At 74.2% G+C, this 16,651-nt stretch carries 19 protein-coding genes; 9 read left to right on the top strand and 10 right to left on the bottom strand.

Annotation, left to right across the window (positions count from 1 at the left end; genetic code table 11):
* The first annotated feature begins 11 nt into the window (after positions 1-11).
* The 4 genes from HGCM_RS14830 to HGCM_RS14815 all read left to right on the top strand — a co-directional run bounded on the left by HGCM_RS14830 (position 12) and on the right by HGCM_RS14815 (position 1,405).
* Entirely contained in the window at positions 12-263 is a 252-nt protein-coding gene (locus HGCM_RS14830) for a MafI family immunity protein (protein WP_175576982.1), read from the top strand.
* A gap of 103 nt (positions 264-366) precedes the next feature.
* Complete coding sequence (locus tag HGCM_RS14825) at positions 367-753, top strand: hypothetical protein (RefSeq protein WP_019137607.1); 387 nt, start codon at positions 367-369, stop codon at positions 751-753.
* Positions 754-770: 17 nt separating this feature from the next.
* Positions 771-1,052 carry a hypothetical protein gene (locus tag HGCM_RS14820; RefSeq protein WP_019137606.1) on the top strand — a complete coding sequence of 94 codons (282 nt, stop codon included), beginning with the start codon at positions 771-773 and terminating at the stop codon, positions 1,050-1,052.
* A 170-nt stretch (positions 1,053-1,222) separates the two neighbouring features.
* Positions 1,223-1,405, top strand: a complete 183-nt coding sequence (locus HGCM_RS14815) for a MafI family immunity protein (RefSeq protein WP_019137605.1) — start codon at positions 1,223-1,225, stop codon at positions 1,403-1,405.
* 60 nt (positions 1,406-1,465) lie between these two features.
* Here the strand turns inward: HGCM_RS14815 and pepN are convergent, their stop codons facing one another.
* On the bottom strand, positions 1,466-4,066 hold the full coding sequence (gene pepN, locus HGCM_RS14810; RefSeq protein WP_019137604.1) for an aminopeptidase N: 2,601 nt from the start codon (positions 4,064-4,066) through the stop codon (positions 1,466-1,468).
* A gap of 115 nt (positions 4,067-4,181) precedes the next feature.
* Between pepN and HGCM_RS14805 the strand changes: the two genes are divergently transcribed.
* Together HGCM_RS14805 and HGCM_RS14800 are read left to right on the top strand one after the other, a co-directional pair.
* Positions 4,182-4,793 (top strand): mycothiol-dependent nitroreductase Rv2466c family protein, encoded by a 612-nt coding sequence (locus HGCM_RS14805; RefSeq protein WP_019137603.1) that lies wholly within the window; start codon positions 4,182-4,184, stop codon positions 4,791-4,793.
* A gap of 133 nt (positions 4,794-4,926) precedes the next feature.
* Entirely contained in the window at positions 4,927-5,436 is a 510-nt protein-coding gene (locus HGCM_RS14800) for a DUF6636 domain-containing protein (RefSeq protein ID WP_019137602.1), read from the top strand.
* Between the two features lie 22 nt (positions 5,437-5,458).
* On the opposite strand, the gene HGCM_RS14795 is transcribed toward HGCM_RS14800, so the two are convergent.
* Entirely contained in the window at positions 5,459-7,432 is a 1,974-nt protein-coding gene (locus HGCM_RS14795) for a M13 family metallopeptidase (protein WP_019137601.1), read from the bottom strand.
* Positions 7,433-7,532: 100 nt separating this feature from the next.
* Here HGCM_RS14795 and HGCM_RS14790 point away from each other — a divergent pair, with 100 nt between their 5' ends.
* Entirely contained in the window at positions 7,533-7,985 is a 453-nt protein-coding gene (locus HGCM_RS14790) for a ribose-5-phosphate isomerase (protein WP_019137600.1), read from the top strand.
* Between the two features lie 33 nt (positions 7,986-8,018).
* Here HGCM_RS14790 and HGCM_RS14785 read toward each other — a convergent pair whose 3' ends face one another.
* The 6 genes from HGCM_RS14785 to HGCM_RS14760 all read right to left on the bottom strand — a co-directional run bounded on the left by HGCM_RS14785 (position 8,019) and on the right by HGCM_RS14760 (position 13,169).
* Positions 8,019-9,287, bottom strand: a complete 1,269-nt coding sequence (locus tag HGCM_RS14785) for a GNAT family N-acetyltransferase (RefSeq protein ID WP_019137599.1) — start codon at positions 9,285-9,287, stop codon at positions 8,019-8,021.
* Between the two features lie 21 nt (positions 9,288-9,308).
* Entirely contained in the window at positions 9,309-9,647 is a 339-nt protein-coding gene (locus HGCM_RS14780; protein WP_019137598.1) for an MGMT family protein, read from the bottom strand.
* A gap of 11 nt (positions 9,648-9,658) precedes the next feature.
* Positions 9,659-10,696, bottom strand: coding sequence for an LLM class F420-dependent oxidoreductase (locus tag HGCM_RS14775; protein ID WP_019137597.1), 1,038 nt, complete (start codon positions 10,694-10,696; stop codon positions 9,659-9,661).
* A 122-nt stretch (positions 10,697-10,818) separates the two neighbouring features.
* Positions 10,819-11,403 (bottom strand): serine O-acetyltransferase EpsC, encoded by a 585-nt coding sequence (epsC, locus tag HGCM_RS14770; RefSeq protein WP_019137596.1) that lies wholly within the window; start codon positions 11,401-11,403, stop codon positions 10,819-10,821.
* Positions 11,404-11,447: 44 nt separating this feature from the next.
* On the bottom strand, positions 11,448-12,383 hold the full coding sequence (gene cysK / locus HGCM_RS14765; RefSeq protein ID WP_019137595.1) for a cysteine synthase A: 936 nt from the start codon (positions 12,381-12,383) through the stop codon (positions 11,448-11,450).
* Between the two features lie 339 nt (positions 12,384-12,722).
* Positions 12,723-13,169, bottom strand: coding sequence for a YdeI/OmpD-associated family protein (locus HGCM_RS14760; RefSeq protein ID WP_019137594.1), 447 nt, complete (start codon positions 13,167-13,169; stop codon positions 12,723-12,725).
* Between the two features lie 107 nt (positions 13,170-13,276).
* Here HGCM_RS14760 and HGCM_RS14755 point away from each other — a divergent pair, with 107 nt between their 5' ends.
* Positions 13,277-14,293 carry a LacI family DNA-binding transcriptional regulator gene (locus tag HGCM_RS14755; protein ID WP_019137593.1) on the top strand — a complete coding sequence of 339 codons (1,017 nt, stop codon included), beginning with the start codon at positions 13,277-13,279 and terminating at the stop codon, positions 14,291-14,293.
* 6 nt (positions 14,294-14,299) lie between these two features.
* Here HGCM_RS14755 and HGCM_RS14750 read toward each other — a convergent pair whose 3' ends face one another.
* Complete coding sequence (locus HGCM_RS14750; protein WP_019137592.1) at positions 14,300-15,691, bottom strand: hemolysin family protein; 1,392 nt, start codon at positions 15,689-15,691, stop codon at positions 14,300-14,302.
* Positions 15,692-15,980: 289 nt separating this feature from the next.
* A complete protein-coding gene (locus HGCM_RS14745; RefSeq protein WP_019137591.1) occupies positions 15,981-16,382 on the bottom strand; it encodes a hypothetical protein in 402 nt (133 codons plus the stop codon).
* An 87-nt stretch (positions 16,383-16,469) separates the two neighbouring features.
* On the opposite strand from HGCM_RS14745, the gene HGCM_RS20305 reads away from it, so the two are divergent.
* Positions 16,470-16,651, top strand: a 182-nt coding sequence (locus tag HGCM_RS20305) for a hypothetical protein (protein WP_040399152.1), incomplete at its 3' end; no start/stop codon positions are given.

The raw sequence follows: 16,651 nt of genomic DNA, 5'->3' as shown, positions 1-16,651 counted from the left end.
AGTCGAACGTGATGCAGCGACTGCGCTGGGCGGTCGTCGGAGCCGAGGTTCGTGGCCTTCCGCACCGCGACGTTGCCAACGTGCTGGACTATCTCGACGCGGGCGAAGGCCAGGTCGGCATGGAGCTCCTGTGCACCCAGCTGTACGAGTACGACGTGGCGCTGCCCGTGGCGGAGATCGAGGAGCTCGAGGACCTCGGTCGGCTGCTGTCCGTGGACCCCGAGCTCACGGAAGCGCTGCGCGAGAACGCAGCGCCGTCGTGATCTCAGGGCCCCGCGGACGACGGGGAGTCTCGGGACGTCGCCAGGGCCGCGGTTCGTCCACGGCGCGGGACGAGCTGCTGACATCTTCGATCGAAGGATCGCGTTGACCGACGCTGCCTACTGGACGCTTCCGGCGCTGGCTGACTACTACCTCGAAGACTCGTGGGTCTTGGATGTCACGGCACGTCCCGGAGCGCTGGTGCTCAGGCTGGACTTCGTCCTCCTGGAGTCGCACAGGGCATTCACGGCGCCGCTCCCAGGAGAGCAGTACTGCTATCGCAGCGGCGTCCTGCGCTTCCCGAATGTTCGCCGGCTGACGTGGTCGGACCAGGGGCGGCCTCCAGCCCGCGACGCGACGGGGGAGATCGACTACGGGTCGGTGGACACGTTGCTCATCGGCGACGACCGCCACTCGCTCGTCGGCGACTTCGGGAACATCGAGGTGTCGTCCGCCGCCCCCGTCGTCGAGCTTGACGACGAGCGGCGCTGACGGCAGGCGCCCACGCGATGGACGTCGCAGGACAGTGGTACGACGCCTACGAGAACATCCACGCCGGCCGGTCGACTCTGTCCGGCACGCCGTGCCCGAGCTGCGGGAGCAAACTCCTGCAGCTGGTCTTCCTGGTCGACCATCCGGCCAGCGAGCGCTCGACGTTCGTCTTCTGGTGCGACGCCTGCCTACGAGGACTGCCGCCTGGCCCGGCGCCCCGAGCGGAGGGCTTCCTCCCGACGGTGCGAGGGACGGAGCCCGTTCCCAACTTCTGCATCGTCAAGGAAGAGCCGGAGTGATGTGGCCGCGCGAGCGGCGTCCAGGACACGCGGCAGCCCGTCGGTGGTCGCGCGCCGTCTGCTCCCGGCAACGAGCTCGATGACCGACAGGACGAGCCGCGCGGACATCAACGCGGGTCCGTGATGCGGTCATCCGTGGAGGCGAGCGAGGGTTGCTCGTCCACGAGGTCATGGACTTCACGACCTTGGTCTACGTCGGCGAGGCCGAAGTGGCCTTCAAGAACCTCTGCACGCAGCTCTACGAGTACGACGTCGTCCTCCCACTGCGGGAGGTCGAGGACCTCGAGGAGCTCGGGCGGTTGCTCGGCGTCGACCCGGCGTACGCGCGTGTGCTGCGGGGCGACCACTCATGACAGTGGCGGTCGCCGTCCACGGAGGGCGACCGCCACGTCACGGATGCTGGCGCACTCTCCTCAGCCTCGGCGGCGGTCCGCCTCCTGGGCGGCCCGCGCTCGGCGCACCGAGTCGCGCGACTCCACGAGGAGCCGGCGCAGGCCCGGGCTGGCGTCGGGGTGCTCGTCGAGCCACTGGTCGGTGAGCGCGAGCACGTCGACCGTCTCGTCGTCGGACAGGTCGAGCGGGTACAGGCCGACGGCGACGTTCTGCGCCATCTCGTTCGTCCGCTCGGCCCACACGCGCTCGACGGAGGCGAAGTACGGCTCGACGAACGGGCGCAGGAGCGTGACGTCATGCACGCGCCCGAACCCGGAGATCGTGGCGGCCTGGATCGCGTTCGGCACGGCGGCGTCCTCGACGGCGGCGTGCCACGCGGTCCGCTTCGCGGCGGCGGTCGGCACGGCCGCCCGGGCGCTGGCGGCGGCCCGCTGACCGGTCGCCGTCGGGTCGGCGGAGAGCTGCACCGCGATGTCGGCGTCGCTCGCCCGGCCGCCCACGACGAGCGACGTCACGAGCTCCCAGCGCAGGTCGGTGTCCACCGTGAGGCCGTCGAGCGTCTCCCGGCCGTCGAGGAGTGCGGCGACGGCGTCGAGTTGCTCGTCCGTCCGGGCCCGCCCGGCGAAGGCCTTCACCAGCTGCAGCTGGGTGTCCGAGCCGGGCTCGGCACCTCGCGCCAGCGCGAGGAGGCGGTCCGCGGCGGAGTCGGCCGTCGCGTCCCGGTGCTCGCGGGCGACGTACAGGTCGAGCGTCGTCGCGAGCTGCCGGAGCAGCGTCTGGACGACGGACGAGTCCGTCTCGTGCGCGATGTTGCCGAGCACGAGGTCGACGAAGTCCCGCGCGGGCTGCTCGCCGTCGCGCGTCGCGTCCCACGCCGCGCCCCACACCAGCGTGCGGGGGAGCGACGTCGAGAAGTCGGAGAGGTGCTCGATCGCGGTCGCGAGCGAGGCGTCGTCGAGCCGGATCTTGGCGTAGGCCAGGTCGTCGTCGTTGACGAGGACGAGGGCCGGCCGGGGGAGGCCGAGGAACTCCGGCACGGAGGTCCGCGCACCGTCGACGTCGAGCTCGACGCGCGTCGTCCGGACGAGCGCGCCGGTGTCGCGGTCGAGGTCGTAGCCGCCGACCGCCAGCCGGTGCGGCCGCTGCACGGGGTGCTCGGCGGGGACCTCCTGCACGATGACGAACGACGTGACGCGGTTCTCCGAGTCCACCTCGATCTCGGGACGCAGCAGCGTGACGCCGGCCTGCTCCAGCCACAGGGCGGACCAGGGTGCGAGGTCGCGCCCGGAGGTCGTCTCGAGCTCGGCGAGCAGGTCGCGCAGCTCGGTGTTGCCCCAGGCGTGCTTCGCGAAGTACGCCCGCACGCCGGCGAGGAACTGCTCCTGCCCGACCCAGGCGACGAGCTGCTTGAGCACGCTCGCGCCCTTGGCGTAGGTGATGCCGTCGAAGTTGACCTCGACGTCCTCCAGGTCCCGCATGTCCGCGACGATCGGGTGCGTCGACGGCATCTGGTCCTGCCGGTAGGCCCACGACTTCTCCATCGAGGAGAAGGTCGTCCAGGCGCTGGTCCAGCGCGTGGCCTCGGCGGTCGCGAGCGTCGACGCGTACTCGGCGAACGACTCGTTGAGCCACAGGTCGTCCCACCAGCGCATGGTGACGAGGTCGCCGAACCACATGTGCGCGAGCTCGTGCAGGATCGTGACCGCGCGCCGCTCGACGGTCGCCTCGGGGACCTTGGAGCGGAAGACGTACGACTCCAGGAACGTGACGGCCCCGGCGTTCTCCATGGCCCCGGCGTTGAACTCGGGCACGAAGAGCTGGTCGTACTTGGCGAACGGGTACGGGAAGCCGAACGCCTCCTCGTAGAAGGCGAAGCCGGCGCGCGTGATCGCCAGGATCTCCTCGGTGTCGAGGTGCTCGGCGAGCGACGAGCGGCAGTACACGCCGAGCGGGATCGTGCGGCCGTCCGAGCTCGTCAGCTCGCCGTGCTCGCCGTGGTACGGACCCGCGACGACGGCGGTGATGTACGACGAGATGCGCGGCGTGGTCTCGAACGTCCACGTGGCGGTGCCGTGGTCGGCGCCCCCGTTGCGGTTCACGCCGCCCTCGACCGGCGCGGGCTCGCCCACGGCCGGGTAGTTGGAGACGACGGTCCAGTGCGCCGGCGCGGTGACCGTGAACGTGAACGTCGCCTTGAGGTCGGGCTGCTCGAAGACGGCGAACACCCGCCGGGAGTCCGCGACCTCGAACTGCGAGTACAGGTACACCTCGTCGTCGACGGGGTCGACGAACCGGTGCAGGCCCTCGCCGGTGTTCATGTACGCGCAGTCCGCGACGACGACGAGCTCGTTCTCGGCGGCGAGCCCGTCGAGCGCGATCCGCGAGTCCGCGACCACGGCGGCGGGGTCCAGGGCGCGCCCGTTCAGCACGACCTCGTGGACGGTCGGGGCGATGAGGTCGACGAACGTCGCCGCGCCCTCGGTCGCGGAGAAGCGGATGACCGTCCGCGAGCGGAACGTCGTCGGGCTCGTCGTGAGGTCGAGCGCGACGTCGTACGACGCGGTGTCGACGAGCGAGGCGCGCTCGCGCGCCTCGGCACGGGTGAGGTTCTCTCCGGGCACGCGCAGGACTCCTTCGTGAGGACGTGGACCTCCGCGATCATGCCACGCGCGCGTCGCGGCACCCCCACGGGTTTGCGAGGATGACCGGCGCACGCAGACGACGAGAGGACGACGCATGAGCACGACCGACCAGCCCACGGTGGACTTCTGGTTCGACCCGGCCTGCCCGTGGGCGTGGATGACGTCCCGGTGGATCGACGAGGTCGCCGGGGTCCGAGGGCTCGACGTGCGCTGGCACGTCATGAGCCTGTCGGTGCTCAACGAGGGGCGTGACCTGCCGCAGGACTACCGCGCGCTCATGGACGCCTCGTGGGGCCCCGTGCGGGTCCTCGTCGCGGCGGCACGCGACCACGGCGACACGGTGCTCAAGCCGCTGTACGACGCGATGGGCACCCGGCGGCACCCCGGTCGCCGCACGGACACCGAGGCGATCGTCGCGGAGGCGCTCGCCGAGGTGGGCCTGCCCGCCGCGCTGGCCGACGTGGCCGGCACCGACGAGGTGGACGACCTGCTGCGGGCGTCCCACGCCGAGGCGATGGCGCTCGTCGGCGACGAGGTCGGCACGCCTGTCGTCGCCGTCGACGGGGTCGGGTACTTCGGTCCCGTCGTCACGCCGGCGCCGACCGGTCAGGCGGCGCTCGACCTGTTCGACGGGCTCGTCCTCATGACGCGCGTGCCGGGCTTCTACGAGCTCAAGCGCACCCGGACGTCCGGGCCGCAGCTCTGACGTCGGCGCCCGTCGCCGGCGGCGGACCTGGGTTGGGATGTCCGGAACGTCCGTGTGATCCTGGGACGTCGCCGGCACCCGCCGGCGGTCGGGCCGGCGCCCGACGGCCGCAGGACGGGGAGGACACCGCACGATGAGCCGCACGATCCGGATCTGGGTCGTCGTCGACCTGGTGCTCGTGGTCATCGCCCTCGTGCTGCTGGCGGTGTGGATGTCCGGCGGTTCCGGGACCCCGGGCGGCGAGGGCACGGGCGGCACCGCCTCCGCCAGCGCCGAGCCGACGCCCGGGGGGTCCGCCGGCCCCAAGGCTCAGGCGTTCCAGCTGCCCAGCGGCAACATCCGTTGCGCGATGTCCGGCGACGGCGTCACCTGCACGATCCGGAACATCGCCTACGACCCGCCGGCCGTGCCGGGCTGCAACGGCGAGACCGGCCACGTGGTGGCGCTCAACGAGGACGGGTTCGCCTTCGTGTGCGTCGACGGCTCCGCCCCCGCGGTGCCCGAGGGCCCCGTGCTCGAGTACGGCTCGCAGGCGAGCGTCGACGGCTACACGTGCCGCAGCGCGTCCGACGGCGTGACCTGCACGCGGGACGACGGCACGGGCTTCAAGCTCGCCCGGGCGAAGTGGCAGGAGGTCGGCTGAGCGCCGACCTCCTGCCCCCGGCTCACCAGATGCGGACCCGCTCCTCGGGAGCGAGGTAGAGCGCGTCGGTCGGCGTGACCTCGAACGCGTCGTAGAACGCGTCGATGTTGCGGACCACGCCGTTGCAGCGGAATTCGTTGGGGGAGTGCGGGTCGGTCGCCAGACGCCGCACGACCTCCTCGTCGCGGCCCTTGGCCTGCCACACCTGCGCCCAGCCGAGCAGCACGCGCTGCGCGCCGGTGAGCCCGTCGATCACGGGTGCCTCGTCCAGCGGCGCGCCGAGCGCGATCTCGTAGGCGAGCAGCGCGATCGACAGGCCGCCGAGGTCGCCGATGTTCTCGCCGATCGTCAGCGCGCCGTTGACGTGGTGCGTCCCGCCGAGCTGCGCGGGGGAGTAGGCCTCGTACTGCGCGATGAGCGCCTTCGTCCGCGCCTCGAACTCGGCGCGGTCCTCGGGCGTCCACCAGTCCTCCAGGCGCCCCTCCCCGTCGTACTTCGAGCCCTGGTCGTCGAAGCCGTGTCCGATCTCGTGCCCGATCACGGCGCCGATCCCGCCGTAGTTGACGGCGTCGTCCGCGTCCGCGTCGAAGAACGGCGGCTGCAGGATCGCCGCGGGGAAGACGATCTCGTTCATGCCGGGGTTGTAGTAGGCGTTGACCGTCTGCGGCGTCATGAACCACTCGTCGCGGTCCAGGGGCTTGCCGATCTTCCCGAGCTCGCGGTCCTGGTCGAACGCGTGGGCGCGCCGGACGTTGCCGAGCAGGTCGTCGGCCTGCACCTCGAGGGCCGAGTAGTCGCGCCACTTCACGGGGTAGCCGATCTTCGGGGTGAACGCGTCGAGCTTGGCGAGCGCCTTCTCGCGGGTGGCGGCGCCCATCCAGTCGAGCGAGGTGATCGAACGGCGGTACGCCTCGACGAGGTTCGCGACGAGCTCGTCCATCCGCTCCTTGTGCGACGGCGGGAAGTGCCGCTGGACGTACACCTCGCCGACGGCCTCGCCGAGCACCCCCTGGACGAGGGAGACGCCGCGCTTCCAGCGGTCGCGGACCTCCTGCGCGCCCGTGAGCGTCCGGCCGTAGAAGTCGAAGTTCGCCTGGACGACCTCGTCCGACAGGTACGGCGCCCGGTCGCTCACGACGTGGTACGTGAGCCACGCCTTCCAGTCCTCGAGCGGCTCGGACTGCCACAGCTCGGCGAACGCCTCCGCGTAGGAGGGCTCGCGCACGACGAGCTCGTCCAGCGAGCCCTCGGGCGCGCCGAGCGCGCGGGCCCAGGCGTGCCAGTCGAAGCCGGGCGCGCGGTTCGCGAGCGCGACGAGCGTCGTCGGGTTGTAGGTGCGGTCCGCGTCGCGGTCGGCGACGACGTCCCAGTGCGCCGCGGCGAGCTTCGTCTCCAGCGCGACCACCCGCTCGGCCAGCGCGTCGGCCGCCTCCTGGTCGGCGGCCACGCCGACGAGCAGGAGCATGCGGGCGACGTGCGGGCCGTACGCCGCGAGCACGGACGCGTACTGCTCGTCGCGGTAGTACGACTCGTCCGGCAGCCCGAGGCCCGCCTGCGTGAGGTACACGACGTACCGGCTGGGGTCCTTCGCGTCGTTGTCCACCCAGAAGCCGAGCGCCCCGACACCGCCCGTGCGCTGGAGCGCGCCCAGCGCCCCCGTGAGCTCCGCCTGCGTCGCCGCGGCCTCGACGAGCGCGAGGTCGACGCGCAGCGGTGCGACGCCCGCCGCCTCGATGGTGTCGGTGTCCATGAAGCTCGCGTAGAGCGTGCCTACCTTCGCGGCGACGCCCTCCGGGTCGCCCTGGGCCGACTCGACGATGATGTCGCGGACCTGCTCCTCGGCCCGGTCGTGCAGCGCGCGGAACGAGCCGTCCATGGCGCGGTCCGCGGGGATGACGTGCTGGTCGATCCACCGGCCGTTCACGTGCCGGAACAGGTCGTCCTGGGGGCGGACGGCCGGGTCGAGGGCCGTCAGGTCGATGCCGCTTCGAGTCATGGCGGACAGCCTAGGCGCGAGCACCCGCACGCACAGGGGCGGGCGACGGCGAGGGGGTCGCGGTCTGGGTCGTCGCCCACGGGTGCGGCAGGATGTCGCCATGCGCATCCACCTGGGCACCGACCACGCCGGCTTCGAGCTCAAGGAGGCCGTCGCCGAGCACCTGCGCGCCGCCGGGCACGACGTCGTCGACCACGGGGCGGCCGAGTACGACGCGAACGACGACTACCCCCCGTTCTGCATCGCCGCGGGCGAGGCGGTCGTCGCCGACCCGGGGTCGCTCGGCATCGTCATCGGCGGCTCGGGCAACGGCGAGCAGATCGCGGCGAACAAGGTCGCGGGCGTGCGTGCCGCGCTGGTGTGGAACCTGTCCACCGCGCAGCTCGCGCGCCAGCACAACGACGCGAACGTCGCGGCCGTCGGAGCCCGCCAGCACTCGGTCGACGAGGCGCTCGCGCTGGTCGACGCGTTCGTGGCCGAGCCGTTCAGCGGCGACCCGCGCCACGCACGGCGGATCGAGCTCGTCGCGGCGTACGAGCGCTCGCGCGGCTGACGCACCGGCGCCGCGGCACCGGCGCGTCCGCGCTCAGAACACCCAGCTGCAGACGGGGGCGACGGGCCAGGCGAACGCGACCGCCGCCGCGCGGGCCGCTCCCGGGCGCAGCTCCTCGACGAGCCCGGCACGGGCGTAGGCCTCGAGCGACCGGCCGCCGAGGTAGGCCGCCGACAGCTCGCGCACGTCGAGCCGCAGGTCCGGCTCGTCGTCGGCACGCTCCACCGACGAACCCCACGTCCCGTCGCCCGCCTGCTCGGTCGACCGCACGCGCCACCGCCCGGCGTTCGCGGGCACCTGCGCGTCGGTGACGTCGAGGACGACGTCGAGCGGCGCGGACCAGCGGCGGCCCTCCAGCGCCGCGCGGACGTCGAGCACCCGGACCCACAGGTTGTCGACGACCGTCGGCAGCGCGACGCGCGGGTTCACGAGCAGCTGGAGCAGCGCGTCGTCGACCGGCAGCAGCCACGCCTCCACGCGCACGGTGAGGTCGAGGTCCAGCAGGAACGCCCAGAGGCGGTGCGCCGCCGCGGCGTCGACCGCGCCGACCTCGCGGACCCGGACGACGCCCTGCGGGCCCGCGTCGTTCCAGTCGTCGGTGCGCGCGAACAGCGCGTACCCGCGCGCGTCGCCCCCGGCGTCGTGCACGGTGGCGATGCGCAGCGCCTCCGCGCCCTTGCGCCACGCGGGCGGGTCGGCCGTGACGCGCGCCCGCAGCGGGTCGGTGGTCCGCAGGATCCAGCCCGGCCGGCCGGCGCCGGCGGCGGCGTGCAGGCGCTCGACGAGCGCGCCGTGGCGGCCCGCGTCGAGCGTGTCGAGACGCACGGTCAGGTCGGCGGAGCCCGGCACGTCGCGCAGCGCGGCGCCGCGCGGGACCTTCACGCGCGCGTCGTCGGCCGCGCTGCCGTAGCCGTAGCGGCCGTAGATCGCGGTCTCGGCGGCGAACAGCGCCGAGACGGGCTCGCCACGCGCGATGCTGCGCTCGAAGTGGGTCGCGATCATCGACGAGAGCAGGCCCCTGCGGCGCTGGTCCGGGCGGGTGCCCACCCACGTCAGCCCCGCGCAGGGCACCTGGCCGCCGGGCACCGGCAGCGTGAACGCGTGCGAGCCGTGCACGGCGGCCAGCGACCCGTCGGGCGCCTCGACGGCCATCGTCCGGCCGGTCTCGAGCCGGTTCGGCAGGAGCGCCTGGGTCTCGGCGTCCGGTGTGGACGCGAACGCGAGGTGGTCGACCTCGACGACCTCGGGGATGCGCTCGGCGGGGATCTCGACGGTCCGGTAGTCCGGGGGCAGCTGGCTCACGCGGTCATCCTGCCCGGCGGCTCAGTCGTCGGGGAACCAGATTGCGCGGCGCAGGGCCACGCGCTCGCCGTCGGCGGTCAGCGGCGTGCCCTCCTTCGCCAGGAGGGCCAGCGCGCGGGTGGCGTGCCGCGCGGGCGGCCGGCCGGCGGCGTTGACGACGCGCCACCAGGGGACGCCCGACCCGGCGCGGGCGAGCGCGTGACCGACGTGCCGCGGCCCTCCGAACGGCCGGCGACCCTCCGCGAGCGCCCGGTCGGCGAGGACCTCGGCGATGGTCCCGTACGTCATGGCCCGGCCCGGCGGGATCTGCTCGACGAGGGCCAGCACGGCCTCCAGGTGGTCGTCCTGCCCGTCCCTCACGGCGGCGGACCTCACCCCGCGAGCAGCTCGGCCACCGCGGGCAGCGCGCGCGGGTCGGTCTGGACGAGCACGACGGTGACGGCGGTCCGTTCCCACGCCGGCAGCGCCGCCCGGATGTCGTCGGCCGTGCCGACGAGCGCGATGTCCTGCACCAGCTCGATCGGCACCGCGGCCGCGGCGCGCGCCCGGTCGCCCGCGAGGAAATGCGCCTGGATCTCGTCGCACGCCTCGCCGTAGCCGAGGCGGTCCAGCACGTCGCGGTGGAAGTTGGCGCCCTTGGCCCCCATGCCGCCCGCGTACAGCGCGACGAACGGCCGCACCTGGTCCGCCGCTGACTCGACGTCCGCGCCGACGACGACGGGCACGGTGGCGACGACCTCGAACTCCTCGCGCGGGCGCAGGCGGGGGTCGCGGCGGGCGAACCCGTCCTCGAGCAGCTGGCGGTACGTCGCGTCCATGCGCGGCGAGTAGAACAGCGGCAGCCACCCGTCGGCGATCTCGGCGGTCATCGCGATGTTGCGGGGACCCTCGGCGGCGAGGTGGATCGGCAGGTCGGCGCGCAGCGGGTGGACGGTGGACCGCAGCGCCTTGCCGAGGCCGGCGCCCTCGTCGGGGCCGAGGGGGAGCCGGTAGAACTCGCCGTCGAACGTGACGGGCGCCTCGCGCGCCAGCACCTGGCGGACCACCTGGACGTACTCGCGGGTGCGGGCCAGGGGACGCGGGTAGCGCTGTCCGTACCAGCCCTCCACGACCTGCGGGCCGGAGGCGCCGAGGCCCAGCACGAACCGGCCGCCCGAGAGGTGGTCCATCGTGAGCGCCGCCATCGCCGCCGCGGTCGGCGTGCGTGCGGAGAGCTGGGCGATCGCGGTCCCGAGGCGGATGCGGGACGTCGACGCACCCCACCAGGCGAGCGGGGTGAGCGCGTCCGACCCGTAGGCCTCCGCGGTCCAGACCGAGTCGAACCCGAGGCGCTCGGCCGCGAGCACCGCCTCCTGGGCCCCCGGCGGCGGGCCCGCCGACCAGTAGCCGGTGTGGTACCCCAGCCGCATCCCGTCCTCCGTCCGTCGTCGTCGACGGGCCGAGGCTACCGGCGCCGCGGGCGGGGGTGGATGCGCCTCGGGCGTCCGTCGGTTCCCGGCGCGTCCCGGGTAACCGCGAGCCGCCCGTGCGGTCAGATGAAGATCGCGGGGTCGTCGACCTCGGCGTCGAACGGGGCCTGCGCCGGGCGCAGCCGGATGGTCGCCGGGACGCCGACCGCGATCGCCTCGGGCGGGACGTCGTGGATCACGACCGCGTTGGCGCCGATCTGCGCGCCGTGCCCCACCCAGACCGGCCCGAGGACCTTCGCTCCCGCGCCGACCACCACGTGGTCACCGAGCGTGGGATGGCGCTTGCCGCGGTGCATCGACTTGCCGCCGAGCGTCGAGCCGTGGAAGAGCACGACGTCGTCGCCGACCTCGGCCGTCTCGCCGATGACGACGCCCATGCCGTGGTCGATGAACAGGCGGCGGCCGAGGCGCGCGCCGGGGTGGATCTCGATCCCGGTCGCTGCCCGCGCGAGCTGCGAGAGCAGTCGCGCGGGCAGCCGCAGCGCCGGGTTGCGCCACATCCGGTGAGCCAGCCGGTACACCCAGATCGCGTGCACCCCCGGGTAGCCCAGGGCGACCTCGGCGAGCGAGCGGGCCGCGGGGTCGCGGTCGCGCGCAGCGCGCAGGTCCTCCCGGAGCACGGCCAGGAAGTGGGGGGCGTCGGGCACGGAGCGGGCTCCTGTCTGCGGTGCGGGGAGGTGCGTGCGGGGGCTCAGTCGAGCAGGTCCGCGTAGAGGATCGTCGACAGGTAGCGCTCACCGAACGACGGGATGATGGCGACGATCAGCTTGCCGGCGTTCTCGGGGCGCTCGGCGAGCTGCTTCGCGGCGGCGAGGGCGGCGCCGGAGGAGATGCCGACGAGCAGGCCCTCCTCGGCGGCCGCGCGCCGGGCCGTCGCGACGGCCGTGTCCGCGTCGATGTCGATGATCTCGTCGTAGACGGTGGTGTCGAGGATCTCGGGGACGAAGTTCGCGCCGATGCCCTGGATCTTGTGGGGGCCGGGCTGGCCGCCGTTGAGGATCGGCGACTCGGCCGGCTCGACGCCGACGATCTGCACGCCCGGCTTGCGCTCCTTGAGCACCTGGCCGACGCCGGTGATGGTGCCGCCCGTGCCGATGCCGGCGACGAGGATGTCGACCTCGCCGTCGGTGTCCGCCCAGATCTCCTCGGCGGTCGTGCGGCGGTGGATCTCCGGGTTGGCGGCGTTCGCGAACTGGCGGGCGAGGATCGCGCCCTCGCGCTCGGCGACGATCTCGTCGGCGCGGTTGAGCGCGCCCTTCATGCCCTCCGAGCCCGGCGTGAGGATGAGCTCGGCGCCGAAGGCCCGCAGCAGCGCGCGTCGCTCCTTGGACATCGTCTCGGGCATGGTCAGGACGACCTTGTAGCCGCGGGCCGCGCCGACGAACGCGAGCGCGATGCCCGTGTTGCCGGAGGTGGCCTCGACGATCGTCCCGCCCGGCTTGAGCTCGCCGGACGCCTCGGCCGCGTCGATGATCGCGACGCCGATGCGGTCCTTCACCGAGTTGGCGGGGTTGTAGAACTCGAGCTTGCCGACGACCGTCGCGCCGGCGCCGTCGGTGATCTTGTTGATGCGCACGAGCGGGGTGTTGCCGATGAGCGCCGTCGCGTCGTCGTAGATGCGTGCCATGGTTCCTCTTCGGTCGAGCCGTCGGTGACGGCGGGGGTGGGGTGCGCCCTCGGGGCGCGGAGCTGTGCGGCCCGGTGGGGGAGCCGGGGCCTCGGGGCGAGCGCTGGCGGTCGCGGACGCGGAGGTCTGCGGAGGGGGTGCGGGAGCCAGCGCTCTACCGACACGGACAGCAGCACGCCGCCGCGGCGTGGACGGAGGCGTGGGCGGTGCACGTGCGCACGCTCATCGCTCTCCTCGTCTGCTGGACCGCCACCGGCGGTCGTCCGGGGTGACGCTATCCGCAACGCCGCGCCGGTGCCAAGCGTTCCCGTGAGACGGGCGTCTCAGCACACGGACGGCTCACCCGTTCGTGTCGACGAGCCTCGCGACCACCGCGGCGATCCTGCGCTCGCGGGTCGCCGCGGCCTTCGCCTCGACGACGCTGCGGACGTGCTCGCGGCGGTGCGAGGGCGCGAGCGCGTCGAACCGCTCGCGCGCGCCGGCCTCGGCGAGCGCGCCCGCGAGGTCCTCGGGCACCTCGACGGTCCGAGGGGCGTCGTCGAGCGTGACGGTCACGTCGTGCTCCTCCCCGCCGGCCACACCCGCCGCCTCGCGCACCGCTGCAGAGACGGGGAGCAGGAAGCGGCTGTCCCGCGACCCGACGGTCGTGCGGTACTCGTACCCGTTGAGCCGGACCAGCACGGCGGGCCGCCGACCGGCGCCCAGGCCTGCCACGACCTCGTCGGGCACGACGATGCCCACCGTGGTGCCGCCGGTCCGCTCGAGCGTGGCCCTGAAGGTCGTCATGGCGTCACGGTGCTGGACCGCCTCCCGGACCGCAAGAGGGCGCGACCGCCATACTGGCCGCCAGCGGCCGCCGACCGGCGCGCCCACGAGCGGCCGACGGGGGTGGCGTGACCGAGGACGTGACGCGCCGGTCCCCGACGCTCGACGAGGTCGCCCGGCTGGCGGGCGTCTCGCGGTCGGTGGCGTCGCGCGCCATCAACGGCGCCCCCCACGTGCGCCCGGCGAAGCGGGACGCCGTCGCCCGGGCCGTCGCGTCGCTGGGCTACGCGCCGAACCCCAACGCGCGAGGTCTCGTGACGCGCCGCGTCGGCTCCGTGGTGCTCGCCGTCCCCGACGACGATCCCGCCCTGTTCGCCGACCCGTTCTTCGCCGCCGTCGCCCGCGGTGCCAGCCGCGGGCTGGAGCCGACCGACCTGCTGCTGACGCTCGTCGTCGCGCCCGACGTCGACCGCCTCCGGCGCCTCGTCCACCCCCGCCGCACCGACGGGATCATGCTCATGGGCGTGCGCGACGGCGACCCCCTGCTCGACGTCGCGCTCGGGCAGGAGGTCCCGGTCGTGCTCGGCGGGCGCCCGCTGCACGCCGACGCGCGCTGGTACGTCGACGCCGACAACCGGGGCGGCGCCCGCCGCGCGACGCGGATGCTGGCGCGGTCGGGGCACCGTCGGATCGGGTTCGTCGGCGGGCCGCCGGATCTCGCGGTCTCGCGCGACCGGCGCGCGGGCTACCGCGACGCGCTGGCCGAGCTCGGCGCGGGCGAGCCGGTCGAGGCGACGGGGACGTTCTCGGAGGAGTCCGGCGCGCGCGCGACGCACGCGCTGCTCGACGAGCACCCGGACCTCGACGCGGTGCTCGCCGCCAACGACAACATGGCGGCGGGGGCGGTGCGCGCGCTGCGCGGGCGCGGGCTCGCCGTGCCGGACGACGTGAGCGTGGTGGGCTTCGACGACCTTCCGGTCGCCACGATGCTGCACCCGCGGCTCACGACGGTGCACCAGCCGATCGACGAGCTCGGCCGTCGGATGGCGCTGGTCCTGGCCGAGGTGCTGTCGGGCGGCGACCCCGAGCCGGTGGTGCTGCCCACGCGCCTGGTCGAGCGCGAGTCGGTCCGCCGCCGGGGCTGACCCGGGTCAGGACGGCGGGGCCTGCGCGTCCCGCTCCGGCGACCCGTCGACGGCGACCGAGGTGATGCGGCGCCGGTCGACGCCGCGGACGACGATGCGCGCGCCGGCGCCGTCGCCCCGCTGCTCGTCGGGCTCCACGTCGACGTGCTCGCCGACGTCGGGGATGTGCCCCAGGCGCGCCAGCACGTACCCCGCGACGGTCTCGTACGGCCCGTCCGGCAGCACGAGGCCGGTGCGCTGCGCGAACTCCTCGAGCGTGAGTCCGGCGTCGAGCTCGGCCGCGCCGTCGGGCCGGTCGCTCGGCACGTCGTACTCGTCGACGATGTCCCCGACCAGCTCCTCGAGCAGGTCCTCGAGCGTGACGATGCCGTCGGTGCCGCCGTACTCGTCGATGACCACCGCGATGTGTGCCCCGGTGCGGCGCATCGCCGAGAGCGTCGGCAGCACGGCGTTCGTGCCCGGCAGGGAGAGGATCGGCCGCGTCACGTCGCCGACCGTCCGCTCGGCGACCTCGATGATCGCCTCGACGACGCCCTCGCCCCCGCGCGTGTCCGGGTCGAGCTCGGCCTCGCGTACGGCCTCCGCCACGGGCGCCAGCAGGTCCCGGACGTGCACGAACCCGACGACGTCGTCGAAGTCCTCGCCGGTGACCGGGTACCGCGAGTAGGGCAGCTGGCCGACGACGCGGGCCGCCTCGGCGAGGGGCGCGGACGCGGCGAGGAACTGCACGTCAGCGCGCGGCCGCATGGCCTCGGCCAGCGAGCGGTCGCCCGCGGCGAACACGTCGCCGATGAGGTGGCGCTCGTCCTCGGGCAGGTCGGGGTGGCTCACGACGAGGTCGCGCAGCTCGTCCTCGCTGATCTGGTCGCTCGTCGCCCGCGGGTCGAAGCCCAGCAGCCGGACGACGCCGTTCGTCGAGACGGAGAGCAGCCACACAACCGGCTTCATGAGCGTCGCGAACCGGTCCAGGGGAGGGGCGACCCACAGGGAGACCCGCGCGGCCTGCTGCATCGCGATGCGCTTCGGCGCGAGCTCGCCCAGCACCAGCGAGAGGTAGGCGATCACGAGGGTGAGCAGCACGAGCGCGGCGCCCGACGCGGCCCCCGCGGACAGGCCGAGGCTCTCGAGGGCCGGCGCGAGGCTCGGCGCCAGGGTCGAGGCGCCGAACGCCGCGGAGAAGAACCCGGCGACCGTGACGCCGATCTGCACCGCGGCGAGGAAGCGGTTGGGGTCGCGCGCGACGGACGCGACGCGCGCGCCGCGCCGGCCCTGCTTCTCCAGCTGCCCGAGCTGCGACTCGCGCAGCGAGACGAGTGCGAGCTCGGTGCCGGCGAACACGCCGCCGAGGAGGATGAAGAGGAGGACCAGGCCGATGTCGGCCCAGGTGTCGGCGGTCACGGTGCGTCCCGGGTGGTGGCGGTCAGGGTGGGCGGCCGCACGGGTGTCGACCGGTCGACGGCCTGCGCCGCCCGGGCACCAGGGTGCCGCTGCACGGGCCAACGTGCGACGGGTGCGGGTGCGTTCCCGCCTCGGCGGACCTCGCCTCCCAGCGCTGAGGCCGGCCGCCCTGGTCCCCCCGGGCGGCCGGCCTCCTGTCTTCTCCGAGTGCGCGATCTGATGATGCACCGGGCTCGGATGGTCCGCACGCCGAGCGGCCGTCCTCGTCGCGCCAACGTGCGGACGAGGCTCAGGGGCGCAGCAGCTCGTCGACGGACGCCGTCGGGACGAGGCCCGTCGACGCCTCGACGAGCACCGGGTCGAGCGCGACGAGCGCGTCGGCCTGGAGCGTCGCCACCGCGAGGTACTCGGCGGGCCGGGGGTCGTCCCACTCGAGGTCGGACGCGATGCGCCAGGCGGTCGCGCGCGAGACGCGGTCGCCGAGCAGGCGGATGCGCAGCCCCGCCAGCGCGTCGAGCAGGGCCCGCCGCCGCGCGGGGTCGAGCTCGCCGGCGCGCTCCGAGCGGTAGAGCAGCGCGAGGACGTCGGAGCGCAGCACGGCGGGCCCGACGAGGGAGTGCGCGGGCGGGACGGAGAGGCCGTCTTGGAGCAGGCGAGCGACGACGAGGGCGTCCACGGCGAACCGGGTCATGGGCCCACCGTGGCAGGAGGCGCCGACACGCGGCCATCGCACGGCGGCCGTCGTGCGGCCCTGCGGGCGCGGTGCTGTACTGGCCGGGTGAACCACCCGGGGGATGCGGGACCAGGTGAGCCGGAGGAGCGCGGGCAGGAGTACCGCGAGCGTGCCGCGGCGGCGGCGGCACGCGCGGCCGAGCTCGACTCCGGGATGAGCGCGAGCGAGGAGTCGGTCCGTACGGCGGCCGCCCGCGCGGCGCAGGCGCGCGAGCAGGCGGACGCCGC

Origin of the sequence: Cellulomonas massiliensis JC225 (assembly GCF_000312005.1) — a bacterium.
GTDB classification, from domain to species: Bacteria; Actinomycetota; Actinomycetes; order Actinomycetales; family Cellulomonadaceae; genus Cellulomonas; species Cellulomonas massiliensis.
The sequence above is the reverse complement of the archived record's forward strand: the minus strand, read 5'-3'. Positions and strand labels throughout refer to the sequence as shown.

What these genes read in the sequence shown, in the direction of transcription:
- HGCM_RS14830 (WP_175576982.1), top strand. Translation starts at nt 12, where the DNA reads ATGCAGCGACTGCGCTGGGCGGTCGTCGGAGCCGAGGTTCGTGGCCTT.
- HGCM_RS14820 (WP_019137606.1), top strand. Translation starts at nt 771, where the DNA reads ATGGACGTCGCAGGACAGTGGTACGACGCCTACGAGAACATCCACGCC.
- HGCM_RS14815 (WP_019137605.1), top strand. Translation starts at nt 1,223, where the DNA reads ATGGACTTCACGACCTTGGTCTACGTCGGCGAGGCCGAAGTGGCCTTC.
- HGCM_RS14805 (WP_019137603.1), top strand. Translation starts at nt 4,182, where the DNA reads ATGAGCACGACCGACCAGCCCACGGTGGACTTCTGGTTCGACCCGGCC.
- HGCM_RS14800 (WP_019137602.1), top strand. Translation starts at nt 4,927, where the DNA reads ATGAGCCGCACGATCCGGATCTGGGTCGTCGTCGACCTGGTGCTCGTG.
- HGCM_RS14795 (WP_019137601.1), bottom strand. Translation starts at nt 7,432, where the DNA reads ATGACTCGAAGCGGCATCGACCTGACGGCCCTCGACCCGGCCGTCCGC.
- HGCM_RS14790 (WP_019137600.1), top strand. Translation starts at nt 7,533, where the DNA reads ATGCGCATCCACCTGGGCACCGACCACGCCGGCTTCGAGCTCAAGGAG.
- HGCM_RS14775 (WP_019137597.1), bottom strand. Translation starts at nt 10,696, where the DNA reads ATGCGGCTGGGGTACCACACCGGCTACTGGTCGGCGGGCCCGCCGCCG.
- cysK (WP_019137595.1), bottom strand. Translation starts at nt 12,383, where the DNA reads ATGGCACGCATCTACGACGACGCGACGGCGCTCATCGGCAACACCCCG.
- HGCM_RS14760 (WP_019137594.1), bottom strand. Translation starts at nt 13,169, where the DNA reads ATGACGACCTTCAGGGCCACGCTCGAGCGGACCGGCGGCACCACGGTG.
- HGCM_RS14745 (WP_019137591.1), bottom strand. Translation starts at nt 16,382, where the DNA reads ATGACCCGGTTCGCCGTGGACGCCCTCGTCGTCGCTCGCCTGCTCCAA.